A 16105-nucleotide genomic window follows, 5' to 3' on the forward strand; every position below is an offset into this window, starting at 1 on the left:
ATTTTTAGTTGTCCATGCTTGTACATACAAGTAAAGGTGTGTTTGTATATTGTCCATCGACACACCGCCGTCGGATGACCGCAGAGGACCTTCCCCGTGACTGACAACAACAAATACCGTGACGTAGAAATCCGTGCCCCGCGTGGCAACAAGCTGACCGCCAAAAGCTGGCTGACCGAAGCGCCGCTGCGCATGCTGATGAACAACCTCGACCCGCAGGTGGCCGAGAACCCCAAGGAGCTGGTGGTCTACGGCGGCATCGGCCGCGCCGCGCGTAACTGGGAGTGCTACGACAAGATCGTCGAGACCCTGACCCGCCTGGAAGACGACGAGACCCTGCTGGTGCAGTCTGGCAAGCCTGTCGGCGTGTTCAAGACCCACAGCAACGCCCCGCGCGTACTAATCGCCAACTCCAACCTGGTGCCGCACTGGGCCAACTGGGAGCACTTCAACGAACTGGATGCCAAGGGCCTGGCCATGTACGGCCAGATGACCGCCGGCAGCTGGATCTACATCGGCAGCCAGGGCATTGTCCAAGGCACCTACGAAACTTTCGTCGAAGCCGGTCGCCAGCACTACAACGGTAGCCTCAAGGGTAAGTGGGTGCTGACCGCCGGCCTTGGCGGCATGGGCGGCGCCCAGCCACTGGCGGCGACCCTGGCCGGCGCTTGCTCGCTGAACATCGAGTGCCAGCAGAGCCGGATCGATTTCCGCCTGAGCAGCCGCTATGTCGACGAGCAAGCCACCGATCTGGACGATGCGCTGGCGCGCATTGGCAAATACACCGCTGAAGGCAAGGCCATCTCCATCGCCCTGCTGGGCAACGCCGCCGAAATCCTGCCGGAGCTGGTCAAGCGTGGCGTGCGTCCGGACATGGTGACTGACCAGACCAGCGCCCACGACCCGCTCAACGGCTATCTGCCCGCTGGCTGGACCTGGGAGCAGTACCGCGACCGCGCCCAGACCGAACCGGCGGCAGTGGTCAAGGCTGCCAAGCAGTCCATGGCCGTGCACGTGCAGGCCATGCTCGACTTCCAGAAGCAAGGTGTGCCGACCTTCGACTACGGCAACAACATTCGCCAGATGGCCAAGGAAGAGGGCGTGAGCAATGCCTTCGACTTCCCAGGCTTCGTTCCGGCCTATATCCGTCCGCTGTTCTGCCGCGGCGTGGGTCCATTCCGCTGGGCCGCGCTGTCGGGCGAAGCCGAAGACATCTACAAAACCGATGCCAAGGTCAAAGAGCTGATCGCTGACGACGCCCACCTGCACCGCTGGCTGGACATGGCCCGTGAGCGCATCAGCTTCCAGGGCCTGCCGGCGCGTATCTGCTGGGTTGGCCTGGGCCTGCGGGCCAAGCTGGGCCTGGCCTTCAATGAAATGGTGCGTAGCGGTGAGTTGTCGGCGCCGATCGTCATTGGCCGCGACCACCTTGATTCCGGCTCGGTCTCCAGCCCGAACCGCGAAACCGAATCGATGCGCGATGGCTCCGACGCGGTGTCCGACTGGCCGCTGCTCAACGCCCTGCTCAACACCGCCAGCGGCGCTACCTGGGTTTCGCTGCACCATGGTGGCGGCGTGGGCATGGGCTTCTCGCAACACTCAGGGATGGTCATCGTCTGCGATGGTAGCGACGAAGCCGCCGAGCGCATTGCCCGCGTGCTGACCAACGACCCAGGCACCGGCGTCATGCGCCATGCCGACGCCGGTTACCCGATCGCTGTCGACTGCGCCAAAGAGCAGGGCCTCGATCTGCCGATGATCACAGGTTGATCATCGACACCGAACAAGGGCGATACTGAATAACAAGAAGGGGCCTGTGGGCCCCATGCGAATGGAGTAGCGAAGTGACCGAACTGACCCTCAAACCCGGTACCCTGACCCTGGCCCAGCTGCGCGCGATCCACGCCGCGCCCGTGCAACTGCGCCTGGATGACAGTGCTGGCCCGGCGATCAATGCCAGCGTCGCTTGCGTCGAACAGATTCTCGCCGAGGACCGCACAGCCTACGGCATCAACACCGGTTTTGGCCTGCTGGCCTCGACCCGCATTGCCCGCGAAGACCTGGAAAACCTGCAGCGCTCGCTGGTGCTGTCGCACGCTGCCGGCATCGGCGCGCCGCTGGATGACGCCATGGTGCGCTTGATCATGGTGCTCAAGATCAACAGCCTGAGCCGGGGTTTCTCCGGTATTCGGCGCAAGGTCATCGATGCGCTGATCGCCTTGGTCAACGCTGAAGTCTATCCGCACATTCCGCTCAAGGGTTCGGTAGGCGCCTCGGGCGACCTGGCACCATTGGCGCACATGTCGCTGGTGCTGCTGGGCGAGGGCAAGGCGCGTTACCAGGGCCAGTGGTTGCCCGCTAACGAGGCCCTGGCAGTGGCCGGTCTCGAGCCGCTGACCCTGGCAGCCAAAGAGGGCCTGGCCCTGCTCAATGGTACCCAGGCGTCGACTGCCTACGCCTTGCGTGGGTTGTTCCACGCCGAAGACCTGTTCGCTGCGGCGATCACCTGCGGTGGCCTCACCGTCGAAGCGGCGCTGGGTTCGCGTTCGCCATTCGATGCGCGTATTCACGAAGTGCGTGGCCAGCGCGGGCAGATCGACGCGGCAGCCTGCTACCGCGATCTGCTCGGCGATTCCAGCGAGGTGTCGCGCTCGCACGAGAACTGCGGCAAGGTCCAGGATCCCTACTCGCTGCGCTGCCAGCCACAGGTCATGGGTGCCTGCCTGACCCAGTTGCGCCAGGCTGCCGAGGTATTGGCCATCGAGGCGAACGCGGTGTCGGATAACCCGTTGGTGTTCGCCGCCGAAGGCGATGTGATCTCCGGCGGTAACTTCCACGCCGAGCCGGTGGCGATGGCGGCTGACAACCTGGCACTGGCGATTGCCGAGATCGGTGCGCTGAGCGAGCGGCGCATCTCGCTGATGATGGACAAGCACATGTCCCAGCTGCCGCCGTTCCTGGTAGAAAACGGCGGGGTCAACTCGGGCTTCATGATCGCCCAGGTGACGGCTGCCGCGCTGGCCAGCGAAAACAAAGCGCTGTCGCATCCGCACAGCGTCGACAGCCTGCCGACTTCGGCCAACCAGGAAGACCATGTGTCGATGGCCCCGGCGGCGGGCAAGCGGTTGTGGGAAATGGCCGAGAACACCCGTGGCGTGCTGGCTATCGAATGGCTGGGCGCGTGCCAAGGGCTCGACCTGCGCAAGGGGCTGAAAACCTCGGCCAAGCTCGAACAGGCCCGCAAGGCACTGCGCGAGAAAGTCGCGCACTACGAGCGTGACCGGTTCTTCTCGCCGGATATCGAGATTGCCAGCGAACTGCTGGCTGAGGGCACGCTGACGGGGTTGTTGCCGGCTGGAGTGTTGCCGAGCCTTTAAAAGCTGGGGCCGCAAAGCGGCCCCAACATGCGGTTGTTCGTCCAAAAAAAATAAAAGGGACGCAGAATGCAACAAGCTCAAGGACTCAAACGCGGGCTATCGTCCCGCCATATTCGGTTCATGGCCCTCGGCTCTGCCATCGGCACGGGCCTGTTCTACGGCTCTGCCTCGGCCATCCAGATGGCCGGCCCCGCCGTGCTGCTGGCCTACCTGATTGGCGGCGCCGCGGTGTTCATGGTCATGCGCGCCCTCGGCGAGATGGCCGTGCACAACCCGGTGGCCGGCTCCTTCGGCCACTACGCCAGCACTTACCTGGGGCCTATGGCCGGTTTCATCCTCGGCTGGACCTACGCCTTCGAGATGATCATCGTCTGCATTGCCGACGTGACCGCCTTCGGTATCTACATGGGCTTCTGGTTCCCCGACGTGCCGCGCTGGATCTGGGTACTGGGCATCGTCTTCCTGATCGGCGGGCTGAACCTGTGCAACGTCAAGGTGTTCGGCGAGATGGAGTTCTGGCTGTCGCTGCTCAAGGTCGGCGCCATCGTGGCGATGATCCTCGCCGGCCTGGGCATCATGGCCTTCGGCTTTGGCCAGGTCGGCAACGGCGCTGCCGTGGGGGTCGGCAATCTGTTCGAGCATGGCGGCTTCATGCCCAACGGTATCGGCGGGTTGATCGCCTCCTTTGCCGTGGTGATGTTCGCCTTTGGCGGTATTGAAATCATCGGCATCACCGCCGGTGAAGCCAAGGATCCGCAGCGGGTGATTCCCAAGGCGATCAACGCCGTGCCGCTGCGCATCCTGCTGTTCTATGTACTCACCCTGTTCGTGTTGATGTGCCTGTACCCGTGGCCGCAGATCGGTAGCCAAGGCAGCCCGTTCGTGCAGATCTTCAGCAACCTGGGGATTGGCTCGGCCGCCGCCGTGCTCAATGTGGTGGTGATTTCTGCGGCTGTGTCGGCGATCAACAGCGACATCTTCGGCGCTGGCCGGATGATGTATGGCCTGGCGCAACAGGGCCACGCGCCACGCGGTTTTGCCCAGCTGTCGAAACACGGCGTACCGTGGCTCACGGTGCTGGTGATGGGGGCGGCGCTGTTGATCGGCGTGGTGCTCAACTACCTGATCCCGGAAAACGTGTTCCTGTTGATTGCCTCGATCGCCACTTTCGCTACGGTGTGGGTGTGGCTGATGATCCTGGTTACTCAAGTCGCCATGCGTCGCCGGATGACGCGCGAAGAGGCGGCCCAGCTCAAGTTCCCGGTGCCGTTCTGGCCGTATGGACCAGCGCTGGCGATTGCCTTCATGGTGTTCATCTTTGCGGTGCTCGGTTACTTCCCGGATACCCAGGCGGCATTGCTCGTCGGTGTGGTCTGGGTGGTGTTCCTGGTGGCCTCCTACCTGCTGTGGTGCAAACCGCGCGCAGGCCAGGGCGAGCTGGCCAGGGAACACGCCGAGCTGCATCGTTAGTAACGGAGACGCTCTATGAGAACCCTTTGGCAGCATTGCCAGGTGGCCAGCATGGCCCAAGGCAGCTACTCGATCATCGACGACGCGGCCATCGTCAGCAACGCAGGCCTGATCGAGTGGATCGGCCCGCGTCGCGAACTGCCGTCGGTCGATGCCGAGCGCACGGTGGATCTGGCGGGCGCCTGGGTTACCCCAGGGCTGATCGACTGCCACACCCACGCGGTGTTCGGCGGTAACCGCAGCGGCGAGTTCGAACAGCGCCTGCAGGGCGTCAGCTATGCCGAGATTGCCGCGCAAGGCGGCGGCATTGCCAGCACCGTGCGGGCCACCCGCGCGGCCAGCGAGGACGAGCTGTTCGCCAGTGCCCGCCAGCGCGTGCAAGCGCTGATGCGCGATGGCGTCACTACCGTGGAGATCAAGTCCGGCTACGGCCTGGACCTGGCCAACGAACGCAAGATGCTGCGCGTGGCCCGGCGCCTGGCCGAAGAGCTGCCACTGACCGTGCGCAGTACCTGTCTGGCCGCTCATGCCTTGCCGCCGGAATACGCAGGCAGGGCCGATGACTACATCGCGCACATCTGCGACGAGCTGCTGCCCGCGCTGGCGGCCGAGGGCCTGGTGGATGCGGTGGATGCATTCTGCGAGCACCTGGCGTTCTCCCCGGCCCAGGTCGAGCGGGTGTTCATCAAGGCGCATGAACTGGGCCTGCCGGTCAAGCTGCATGCCGAGCAGTTGTCGTCGCAGCGTGGCTCAAGCCTGGCGGCGCGCTACCAGGCGTTGTCCGCCGATCATCTGGAGTTCATGACCGAAGAGGATGCCATCGCCATGGCTGCGGCCGGCACTGTTGCCGTGCTGCTGCCGGGCGCCTTCTACTTCCTGCGCGAGACCCAGCTGCCGCCGATGGATGCGCTGCGCAAGCATGGCGTGAAGATCGCCCTGGCCAGCGACCTTAACCCAGGCACCTCGCCAGGCCTGTCGCTGCGCTTGATGCTGAACATGGGCTGCACGTTGTTCCGCATGACCCCGGAGGAGGCCCTGGCCGGCGTCACCCTGCACGCTGCTACCGCGCTAGGGCTGGGCGCCAGCCACGGCTCGCTGGAAGTCGGCAAGTTGGCGGACTTCATCGCCTGGCAGATCGAACGCCCCGCCGACCTGGCCTACTGGCTCGGCGGTGACTTGCCCAAGCGCGTGGTGCGCCGCGGCCACGAGATTTCCAATTGAGCGAGGCAGACATGCACAAGGTATTGAGTTTCCATCAAGGTCGGCTGCCGCTGCTGATCAGCATGCCGCATGCAGGCCTTGGCCTGACGCCGGCTGTGCGCGATGGCCTGGTCGATCAGGCGCGCAGCCTGCCCGACACTGACTGGCACATTCCCCAGCTCTACGACTTCGCCCGCGAGATGGGCGCAAGTGTAGTAGCGGCGCACTACTCGCGATTTGTCATCGATCTCAATCGGCCTGACGATGACAAGCCGTTGTACGCCGGAGCTACCACGGGCCTGTATCCGGCCACGTTGTTCGAGGGCGAGCCACTGTTCAAAGACGGCCTGACGCCTTCTGCTGACGAGCGTGCGACTTACTTGGAGCAGATCTGGCGCCCCTATCACGACACGATCAAGCACGAACTAGCGCGTCTACGCGAAGCGTTTGGCTATGCCCTGCTGTGGGATGCGCATTCGATCCGCTCGCATATCCCGCATCTGTTCGAGGGCAAACTACCGGACTTCAACCTTGGCACGTTCAACGGCGCCAGCTGCGACGCGCAGTTGGCCGAGCGGCTCAAGGAGGTGTGCGCTGGGGCCGGAGGTTACAGCCACGTGCTCAACGGACGTTTCAAAGGCGGGCACATCACCCGTCACTACGGCAACCCAGCGCAGCACATCCATGCGGTACAACTGGAGTTGGCCCAGAGCACCTATATGGAGGAGGTCGAGCCGTTCACTTACCGTGAGGATCTGGCCGGGCCTACTCAGGTGGTGCTCAAAGGCTTGCTGGAAACGCTGCTGGCATGGGGCCGGGAGCGCTACGGCAAATAATGGCGCAGGGGGCGGAGGCTGTCGTCAGCGCCCCCAGCAGTAACCATCGCTGTTCTCGCACTGCTGTCTTTTTCCACTCTAGCTGCACCGCCGGAGCCGCGTCTGGACCTGCTAGCTGCCATCGCCGTGGCCGACGCCGCGCAGAGGTTTTCATGGGGCTCCCTCGGTGTTGATGGGCGGGGCGCTATCTTAAGGGCAGCCGAGTCCGAGAGGGCGACGCCGATTGTTAGCACTCGTTGCCGGTGCGCCCTGGCATGATTCGGGTTTATGATGGCGCCAGCCGAAGAATAGCCCTTCATGGAGTGCGCAATGCAGACCCTGTACCCGCAGATCAAACCTTACGCCCGGCACGATCTGGCCGTGCAAGCGCCGCATGTGCTGTATGTCGATGAGAGTGGTTCGCCGGAAGGTCTGCCGGTGGTGTTCATCCACGGTGGCCCAGGTGCCGGCTGCGACGCGCAGAGCCGCTGCTATTTCGATCCAAACCTGTATCGCATCATTACCTTCGATCAGCGCGGTTGCGGCCGTTCCACGCCCCACGCGAGCCTGGAGAACAACACGACCTGGCATCTGGTCGAGGACCTGGAGCGCATTCGCGAACACTTGGGCATCGACAAGTGGGTGCTGTTTGGCGGCTCCTGGGGTTCGACCCTGGCCCTGGCCTACGCCCAGACCCACCCCGAGCGCGTGCATGGCTTGATCCTGCGCGGCATCTTCCTGTGCCGCCCGCAGGAGATCCGCTGGTTCTACCAGGAAGGTGCCAGCCGCCTGTTCCCTGACTATTGGCAGGACTACATCGCGCCGATCCCCGCCGATGAACGCGACGACCTGGTCAAGGCCTTCCACAAGCGCCTGACCGGCAACGACCAGATCGCCCAGATGCACGCGGCCAAGGCCTGGTCGACCTGGGAGGGCCGGACCGCGACCCTGCGCCCCAATCCGCTGGTGGTCGATCGTTTCTCCGAGCCACAGCGCGCGTTGTCGATCGCTCGGATCGAGTGTCACTACTTCACCAACAATGCTTTCCTGGAGCCGGACCAGCTGATCCGCGACATGCCCAAGATCGCCCACCTGCCAGCGGTGATCGTGCATGGCCGCTACGACGTCATCTGCCCGCTGGACAACGCCTGGGAGCTGCATCAGGCCTGGCCCAATAGTGAGCTAAAGGTTATCCGCGATGCCGGTCATGCCGCGTCGGAGCCCGGTATCACCGATGCGTTGGTGCGCGCTGCCGATCAAATGGCCCGGCGCCTGCTCGACCTGCCCCTGGAAGAAGCATGAAAGGCCTGCTGCAGCGAGTGCGCGGGGCGCGAGTCGAGGTAGAGGGGGAGATCGTCGGTGCCATCGACCAGGGTTTGCTGGTGCTGGTGGCAGTCGAGCCTGAAGATACTCGCGAACATGCCGATAAGCTGTTGCACAAGCTGCTCAACTACCGGGTGTTCAGCGATGCCGACGGCAAGATGAATCTGTCGCTCAAGGACATCGGCGGCGGCTTGCTGCTGGTGTCCCAGTTCACCCTGGCGGCTGATACCCGCAGCGGCATGCGCCCAGGCTTCTCGACTGCCGCACCACCGGCGCTGGGCGCCGAGTTGTTCGACTATCTGCTGGCGCGCGCACGGACCTCGCACGAGGACGTTGCCAGCGGTCGTTTTGGCGCCGACATGCAGGTGCACCTGGTCAATGATGGCCCCGTAACATTTATGTTACAAATCTGAGGCGAAATAACCCCCTGTTTGCAGGAAAACAAGGGGGTTTGTACGATAAATAGTTTGTACAGCCTGATGCGTTGTGACGCGGCCTGCTGGATAATCGCGCGCTGCGTGAACCTGCGTTCGCAGGTTCGTTTCACCTTGACTCGAGCATTGTCTGGATCCGTTTGGGGAATCATTACGCCCTCACGGGGTCCGAACAGTGCTCGCCAACCCGGCATTGGTCGCTGGCCGTTGGTTTCATGATCTGTTTTCGGCGAGGGTTGCTCGTGATTGTAAGTCCCTGTAATGCACCAAGAATCCCCGGCAATCGGCTGCGCAAGGCCCTGGCGGCTGGCGTAGCACTGGTCGGCCTGATGAGCGCTGGCCAGCTGTGGGCATTCAATCTTGACGATGTTGCAGCCAAGGCAAAGGATCTGGCCGGCCAGAAGTACGAAGCACCGAAGAGCAATCTGCCGGCGGTGTTCCGCGACATGAAGTACGCCGATTACCAGAAAATCCGCTTCCTTCAGGAAAAGGCCGAGTGGGCCAAGGACAAGACGCCGTTCAAGCTGTCCTTCTACCACCAGGGCATGCACTTCGACACACCGGTGAAAATCAACCAGGTCACCGCCACCAAGGTCGAGGAAATCAAGTACGACCCGAGCCGCTTCGAGTTCCAGGACGTGCCGCACGACGCCAAGACCGTCGAGAACCTCGGCTACGCCGGTTTCCGCGTGCTCTATCCGATCAACAAGGCTGACAAGCAAGACGAGATCATGACCTTGCTTGGCGCCAGCTATTTCCGGGTCGTCGGCAAGGGCCACGCCTATGGCCTGTCGGCCCGTGGCCTGGCCATCGACACCGCGCTGCCGTCCGGCGAAGAATTCCCGCGGTTCACCGAGTTCTGGGTCGAAAAGCCCAAGCCGGCCGACAAGCACCTGGTGATCTATGCCCTGCTCGACTCGCCGCGTTCCACCGGCGCCTACAAGCTGACCGTGCGCCCGGGCAACGACACCATCGTCGACGTCAAGTCGCGCATCTACCTGCGTGATCACGTCAGCCGCCTGGGTATCGCGCCGCTGACCAGCATGTACCTGTTTGGCCCTAACCAGCCCTCCAAGGTCATGAACTACCGTCCGGCCCTGCACGACTCCGAAGGCCTGTCGATCCATGCCGCCAACGGCGAATGGCTGTGGCGCCCGCTGAACAACCCGAAACACCTGGCTGTGAGCAACTTCAGCGTCGAGAACCCGCGTGGTTTCGGCCTGATGCAGCGTCACCGCGCCTTCAGCGACTATGAAGACCTCGATGACAACTACCAGAAGCGTCCAAGCACCTGGATCGAGCCTAAGGGCGACTGGGGTAAAGGCACCGTCGATCTGGTCGAGATCCCGACCGCCGACGAGACCAACGACAACATCGTTGCCTTCTGGAGCCCGGAGACGCTGCCAGAGCCAGGTAAGCCGGTCGACTATGACTACCGCCTGCACTGGACCATCGACGAGCCTAAGTTCCAGGCCCCAGAGCTGGGTTGGGTCAAGCAGACCCTGCGTTCGACCGGTGACGTCAAGCAATCCAACCTGATCCGTCAGCCGGACGGCAGCGTGGCTTTCCTGGTCGATTTCGCGGGCCCCGTCCTGGCTGCGTTGAAGGAAGACGCCAAGGTGCGTAGCCAGATCAGCGTTGGCGACAACGCCGAGGTGGTCGAGAACAATTTGCGCTATAACCCAGAGACCAAGGGCTGGCGCCTGACCTTGCGCCTGAAGATCCAGGATCCGAAGAAGTCCACCGAGATGCGCGCTGCCCTGCTGCAGGACGTTCCGGTCGAAGCACCTAAGCCGGCCAAGGACACCAAGCATGACAAGGCTGCGGCCAAGCATGCCAAGGCTGAAAAGCCTGCCGAGCAACCAGCCGCCGATGCGGCGTCCACCAACGGGGCCCCGGCCACCACCGAGAAGGTGCTGACCGAAACCTGGAGCTATCAGTTGCCTGCCGATGAGTAACTCAAGCGCAAGGCCAGAATCGCTTGGCGAGTACCTGGCCCACTTACCACTGAGCGACGAGCAGCGGGCGGAACTCGCCAACTGCGCCTCGTTCAGCGAGCTGCACCAACGCCTGGCGGCCACTCCGGCCGCCACTGCCACCGAGGCCGTACAGGCCTCGGTGGGCCCGCGCCTGACCGTGGGCAGCGCCGCCGAGCTGGAAGACGCCGAAATGCTCGGCGTCGACGGCAGCGGCCGGCTGTGCCTGAAGATCGCCCCGCCGATCAAGCGCACCCGGGTTCTGCCCGAGCCATGGCGCACCAACATCCTGGTACGCATGTGGCGGCGCATGACAGGTCGCACCAACGCACCGCAGCCGCCCAAACGCGAACTGCCGCCAGCGCGCTGGCGCTGGGTCGGCTCGCTGCGTCGCTATATCCTGCTGGCGCTGATGCTCGGTCAGACCATCGTTGCTGGCTGGTACATGAAAGGCATCCTGCCGTACCAGGGCTGGTCGTTCGTCGATCTCGACGAGATCATGAACCAGTCGCTGTGGGACACCGTCGTGCAGGTCTGGCCGTATGCATTGCAGACCTCCATCCTGATTCTGTTCGGTATCCTCTTCTGCTGGGTGTCGGCGGGCTTCTGGACCGCGCTGATGGGCTTCCTCGAGCTGCTCACCGGGCGTGACAAGTACAAGATCTCCGGCAGCAGTGCCGGTAGCGAGCCGATCGCCGCCGAGGCGCGTACTGCGCTGGTAATGCCGATCTGCAACGAAGACGTGCCACGGGTGTTTGCCGGTCTGCGCGCGACCTTCGAGTCGGTGGCCGCCACCGGCAACCTCGATCGTTTCGATTTCTTCGTACTCAGCGACACCAATGATCCAGACATCGCCGTTGCCGAACAGCAGGCCTGGCTGGACGTGTGCCGCGAGGCCAAGGGCTTTGGTCGCATCTTCTACCGCCGTCGCCGCCGTCGCGTCAAACGCAAGAGCGGCAACCTCGACGACTTCTGCCGTCGTTGGGGCAGCGAGTACAAGTACATGGTGGTACTCGACGCCGACAGCGTGATGAGTGGCGACTGCCTGAGCAGCCTGGTGCGCCTGATGGAGGCCAACCCGGATGCCGGCATCATCCAGACCGCGCCGAAGGCGTCGGGCATGGACACCCTGTATGCGCGACTGCAGCAGTTCGCTACCCGCGTATACGGCCCGCTGTTCACCGCTGGCCTGCACTTCTGGCAGTTGGGCGAATCGCACTATTGGGGCCACAACGCGATCATTCGGATGAAGCCGTTCATCGAGCACTGCGCCCTGGCGCCGTTGCCCGGTAAGGGCGCCTTCGCCGGTGCGATTCTGTCTCACGACTTCGTCGAAGCGGCACTGATGCGTCGGGCTGGCTGGGGTGTGTGGATCGCCTACGACCTGCCGGGCAGCTATGAAGAGTTGCCGCCCAACCTGCTCGATGAGCTCAAGCGCGACCGGCGCTGGTGCCACGGCAACCTGATGAACTTCCGCCTGTTCCTGGTCAAGGGCATGCACCCGGTACACCGTGCGGTGTTCCTTACCGGGGTGATGTCGTACCTGTCGGCGCCGTTGTGGTTCTTCTTCCTGGTGCTGTCGACCGCCTTGCTGGCGACCAACACGCTGATGGAGCCGCAGTACTTCATCGAGCCGTTCCAACTCTACCCGTTGTGGCCACAATGGCACCCGGAGAAGGCCATTGCGCTGTTCTCCACCACCATCGTGCTGCTGTTCCTGCCCAAGCTGCTGAGCATCATCCTGATCTGGGCCAAGGGCGCCACCGAGTTCGGTGGGCGGATCAAGGTCACCCTGTCGATGCTGATCGAGATGCTGTTCTCGATGCTGCTGGCGCCGGTACGGATGATCTTTCATACCCGCTTCGTCCTGGCTGCCTTCCTCGGCTGGGCGGCGACCTGGAACTCGCCGCAGCGTGACGACGACTCCACGCCGTGGAGCGAAGCGGTGCGTCGCCATGGTCCACAGACCCTGTTGGGCTTTGCCTGGGCCGCGTTGGTGGCCTGGTTGAACCCAAGCTTCCTGTGGTGGTTGGCGCCGATCGTTGGTTCGCTGGTACTGTCGATCCCGGTTTCGGTGATTTCCAGCCGGGTGCGCCTGGGCCTGCGGGCCAAGGACGAGAAGCTGTTCCTCATTCCTGAGGAGTACGCGACCCCGCACGAGCTGTTGGCGACCGACCAGTACACCCACGAGAACCGCTGGCATGCGCTGCATGACGGCTTCGTGCGGGCAGTGGTCGACCCACGCCAGAACGCTTTGGCCTGCGCGATGGGGACTGCCCGGCATGGCCAGGCGGCACCGATCGAAGCGCTGCGTGAAGAACGCATCGCCAAGGCGTTGGAAGTCGGGCCAAAGGGGCTGGACGGCAATACCCGTCTGGCGCTGTTGAGCGATCCGGTGGCGCTGTCGCGCCTGCATGAGCGGGTCTGGGCCGAGCACAATTCGGCCTGGATCGATGTCTGGCGCAACTCGATCAACAGCGATCCGCATTCGCCGCTGTTGCCGTTGCATCCGGAGAATGAGGCACAGCCTTCCTTGGTAGGTGCCTGATCCAGCATTGGGGCCGCTTTGCGGCCCTTCGCGGGCAAGCCCGCTCCCACAGGGTTCGATGCACGACCTGTAGGAGCGGGCTTGCCCGCGAAGGGCTGCAAAGCAGCCCCGTAGGCCTATTTTGGCCAACAAAGTCCCCCCAGGCTCTAGGTCCCGAGCCGCGCATGCGTTAGCATCCCATCCGATATTTCGCAGCGGTCTGTAGGACCGTTACTGCCAACAATAAGATTCGTACTCTTTTTGCTAGGGGACTTGGTGATGATGAAGAAATACCTGTCGCGACTGCTGGTCGGCGTCACCGCGCTGGTCGCAGTGGCCAGCGCCCAGGCCGGCGCCATCGACGACGCGGTCAAGAGCGGTACCCTGCGGGTCGGCATGGATCCGACCTACATGCCCTTCCAGATGACCAACAAGCGCGGTGAAATCATCGGCTTCGAAGTGGACATCCTCAAGGCCATGGCCAAGTCCATGGGCGTCAAGCTGGAGACCGTCTCCACCGCCTACGACGGCATCATCCCAGCCCTGCTGACCAACAAGTTCGACATGATCGGCAGCGGCATGACCCTGACCCAAGAGCGCAACCTGCGCCTGAACTTCAGCGAACCCTTCATCGTTGTCGGCCAGACCCTGCTGATCCGCAAGGAGCTGGCGGGTGAGATCAAGTCGTACAAAGACCTGAACAACGAGAAATACCGCGTTACCTCCAAGCTCGGCACTACCGGTGAGATGGTCACCAAGAAGCTGATCAGCAAAGCCAAGTACCACGGCTACGACAACGAGCAGGAAGCGGTGATGGACGTGGTCAACGGCAAGGCTGATGCCTTCGTCTATGACGCGCCGTACAACGTGGTGGCGGTGGAGAAGGCCGGCGCTGGCAAGCTGCTGTTCCTCGAAGAGCCCTTCACCTACGAGCCGCTGGCTTTCGGCCTGAAGAAAGGCGACTACGACAGCATTAACTTCATCAACAACTTCCTGCACCAGATCAAGCATGACGGGACCTACGATCGTATCCACGACAAGTGGTTCAAGAACAAGGACTGGCTGAAGGAAATGGAATAAGCAGGCCACAAGCCTAGGCTTTGACCCCAACGCGCAGGCAAACCCTGCGCGTTCGCATTTACGGAAGTACCCCTCGTGATCAAACACAAGAAAGCCCAGTGGCCCTGGCACGCGCTGACCGCGCTGGTGCTGGTGGGCCTGGCGATCAGCCTGTACTTCGCCACCTCGTTGATGTCCTACGAGTGGCGCTGGAACCGCGTTCCCCAGTACTTCGCCTACCAGGCCGAAGAGGCTCAGCGCGCAGCCAGCTATGGCACCGTGCAGGACATCGTCCTGCAAGGCGACAGCGCCCGCGTCACGCTCAAGGGCGAGGATGGCCAAGAGCAGGTGCTGGACGTGGCCAAGGACAGCCTGCAACTGAGCCGCGGTGACGACGTCGCCGAAGGCGATCAGATCGGTGTCACCCGGCACTGGGCGGCCGGTCCGCTGGCCTGGGGCCTGTGGACGACACTGTGGCTGTCGGTGGTATCCGGTGCGTTGGGCCTGGTGATCGGCCTGATCGCCGGTTTGTGCCGGTTGTCGAACAACCCGACCCTGCGTGATCTGTCGACGGTCTACGTCGAACTGGTACGCGGCACACCGCTTTTGGTACAGATTTTCATCTTCTACTTCTTCATCGGCACTGTGCTCAATCTGTCTCGCGAGTTCGCTGGGGTGGCCGCGCTGGCGCTGTTCACGGGCGCCTATGTCGCGGAGATCGTGCGCGCCGGTGTGCAGTCGATCGCCAAGGGGCAGAACGAGGCGGCGCGCTCGCTGGGCCTGAATGCCGGGCAGTCGATGCGTCATGTGATTTTGCCGCAGGCGTTCAAACGTGTACTGCCGCCGCTGGCTGGGCAGTTCATCAGCCTGGTCAAGGACACCTCGCTGGTGTCGGTCATTGCCATCACCGAGCTGACCAAGAGCGGTCGCGAGGCGATCACCACCTCGTTCTCGACCTTCGAGATCTGGTTCTGCGTGGCAGGCCTGTACCTGCTAATCAACCTGCCGCTGTCGCACCTTGCCAGCCGGCTCGAGCGGAGGCTTGCGCAAAGTGATTGAAGTCCGTGATCTGTTGAAAGTGTTCGACACCCGCGGCCAGGTGGTGCGTGCGGTGGACAACGTCACCACGCAGGTGGCCAAGGGCGAAGTGGTGGTGGTGCTGGGCCCGTCGGGTTCCGGTAAATCGACCTTCCTGCGCTGCCTCAATGGCCTGGAGCACTTCGATGCCGGTCATGTGTCGATCAATGGCCTGCAACTGGATGACCCCAAGACCGACATCAACGCCTATCGTCGCGAAGTCGGTATGGTGTTCCAGCATTTCAACCTGTTCCCGCACATGACCGTGCTGGAGAACCTGTGCCTGGCGCAGAAAGTCGTGCGCAAGCGCAACAAGGCGGACCGCGAAGCCAAGGCGCGGGCGCTGCTGGAAAAGGTGGGCATCGGCCAGAAAGCCAACGAGTACCCATCGCGGCTCTCCGGTGGCCAGCAACAGCGGGTAGCGATTGCTCGGGCGCTGGCGATGGACCCGAAGGTGATGCTGTTCGATGAGCCGACCTCGGCGCTGGACCCAGAGATGGTTGGCGAAGTGCTGGACGTCATGAAGACCCTGGCGCAAGAGGGCATGACCATGGTCTGCGTGACCCACGAGATGGGCTTTGCCCGCGAAGTGGCTGATCGGGTGCTGTTCTTCGATCACGGCAAATTGCTGGAAGACTCGGCGCCGGTGGCGTTCTTCGATTCGCCGAAGGATCCACGCGCGCAGGCGTTCTTGCGTCAGGTGCTATAAGACGCAGAGAGCATTTGCGTGGGAGCGGGCTTGCCCCGCGATAGCGTGGTTGGCGATGACGCTATCGCGGGGCAAGCCCGCTCCCAGGTTAATAGGCGTTGCTAAAGACTGCGCCGCGCCGCCATGCTTCGCAATTGC

General features: G+C 63.1%; 12 protein-coding genes. All 12 read left to right on the top strand.

From position 1 onward, the window contains the following. Positions 1-96 precede the first annotated feature (96 nt). The 12 genes from hutU to ACI2JX_RS18420 all read left to right on the top strand — a co-directional run bounded on the left by hutU (position 97) and on the right by ACI2JX_RS18420 (position 15967). Positions 97-1770 carry a urocanate hydratase gene (gene hutU / locus ACI2JX_RS18365; RefSeq protein WP_264235624.1) on the top strand — a complete coding sequence of 558 codons (1674 nt, stop codon included), beginning with the start codon at positions 97-99 and terminating at the stop codon, positions 1768-1770. A 74-nt stretch (positions 1771-1844) separates the two neighbouring features. After that, a complete protein-coding gene (gene hutH, locus ACI2JX_RS18370) occupies positions 1845-3377 on the top strand; it encodes a histidine ammonia-lyase (protein ID WP_264235623.1) in 1533 nt (510 codons plus the stop codon). Positions 3378-3443: 66 nt separating this feature from the next. Then, a complete protein-coding gene (locus tag ACI2JX_RS18375) occupies positions 3444-4847 on the top strand; it encodes an amino acid permease (protein ID WP_264235622.1) in 1404 nt (467 codons plus the stop codon). Positions 4848-4862: 15 nt separating this feature from the next. Continuing rightward, entirely contained in the window at positions 4863-6068 is a 1206-nt protein-coding gene (hutI, locus tag ACI2JX_RS18380; RefSeq protein WP_404690684.1) for an imidazolonepropionase, read from the top strand. Between the two features lie 11 nt (positions 6069-6079). Continuing rightward, positions 6080-6883, top strand: coding sequence for an N-formylglutamate deformylase (hutG, locus tag ACI2JX_RS18385; RefSeq protein WP_404690685.1), 804 nt, complete (start codon positions 6080-6082; stop codon positions 6881-6883). Between the two features lie 309 nt (positions 6884-7192). After that, positions 7193-8164 carry a prolyl aminopeptidase gene (pip, locus tag ACI2JX_RS18390; RefSeq protein ID WP_264235619.1) on the top strand — a complete coding sequence of 324 codons (972 nt, stop codon included), beginning with the start codon at positions 7193-7195 and terminating at the stop codon, positions 8162-8164. Next, positions 8161-8598, top strand: coding sequence for a D-aminoacyl-tRNA deacylase (dtd, locus tag ACI2JX_RS18395; protein WP_186557635.1), 438 nt, complete (start codon positions 8161-8163; stop codon positions 8596-8598). The genes pip and dtd overlap by 4 nt, the downstream gene beginning before the upstream one ends. A 263-nt stretch (positions 8599-8861) precedes the next feature. Further along, entirely contained in the window at positions 8862-10577 is a 1716-nt protein-coding gene (locus tag ACI2JX_RS18400) for a glucan biosynthesis protein G (RefSeq protein WP_319004519.1), read from the top strand. Continuing rightward, positions 10570-13143 carry a glucans biosynthesis glucosyltransferase MdoH gene (mdoH, locus tag ACI2JX_RS18405; protein ID WP_264235618.1) on the top strand — a complete coding sequence of 858 codons (2574 nt, stop codon included), beginning with the start codon at positions 10570-10572 and terminating at the stop codon, positions 13141-13143. Before ACI2JX_RS18400 ends, mdoH begins: the two co-directional genes overlap by 8 nt. Before the next feature lie 261 nt (positions 13144-13404). After that, positions 13405-14202: a transporter substrate-binding domain-containing protein gene (locus ACI2JX_RS18410; protein WP_186557389.1), complete on the top strand. Its 798-nt coding sequence runs from the start codon at positions 13405-13407 to the stop codon at positions 14200-14202. A 75-nt stretch (positions 14203-14277) separates the two neighbouring features. Beyond that, positions 14278-15240: an amino acid ABC transporter permease gene (locus ACI2JX_RS18415; protein ID WP_186557343.1), complete on the top strand. Its 963-nt coding sequence runs from the start codon at positions 14278-14280 to the stop codon at positions 15238-15240. Next, positions 15233-15967, top strand: coding sequence for an amino acid ABC transporter ATP-binding protein (locus tag ACI2JX_RS18420; protein ID WP_392464755.1), 735 nt, complete (start codon positions 15233-15235; stop codon positions 15965-15967). Before ACI2JX_RS18415 ends, ACI2JX_RS18420 begins: the two co-directional genes overlap by 8 nt. Positions 15968-16105: the final 138 nt, after the last annotated feature.

Origin of the sequence: Pseudomonas sp. NPDC088890, from assembly GCF_044900155.1 — a bacterium.
Taxonomy (GTDB): domain Bacteria; phylum Pseudomonadota; class Gammaproteobacteria; order Pseudomonadales; family Pseudomonadaceae; genus Aquipseudomonas; species Aquipseudomonas urmiensis.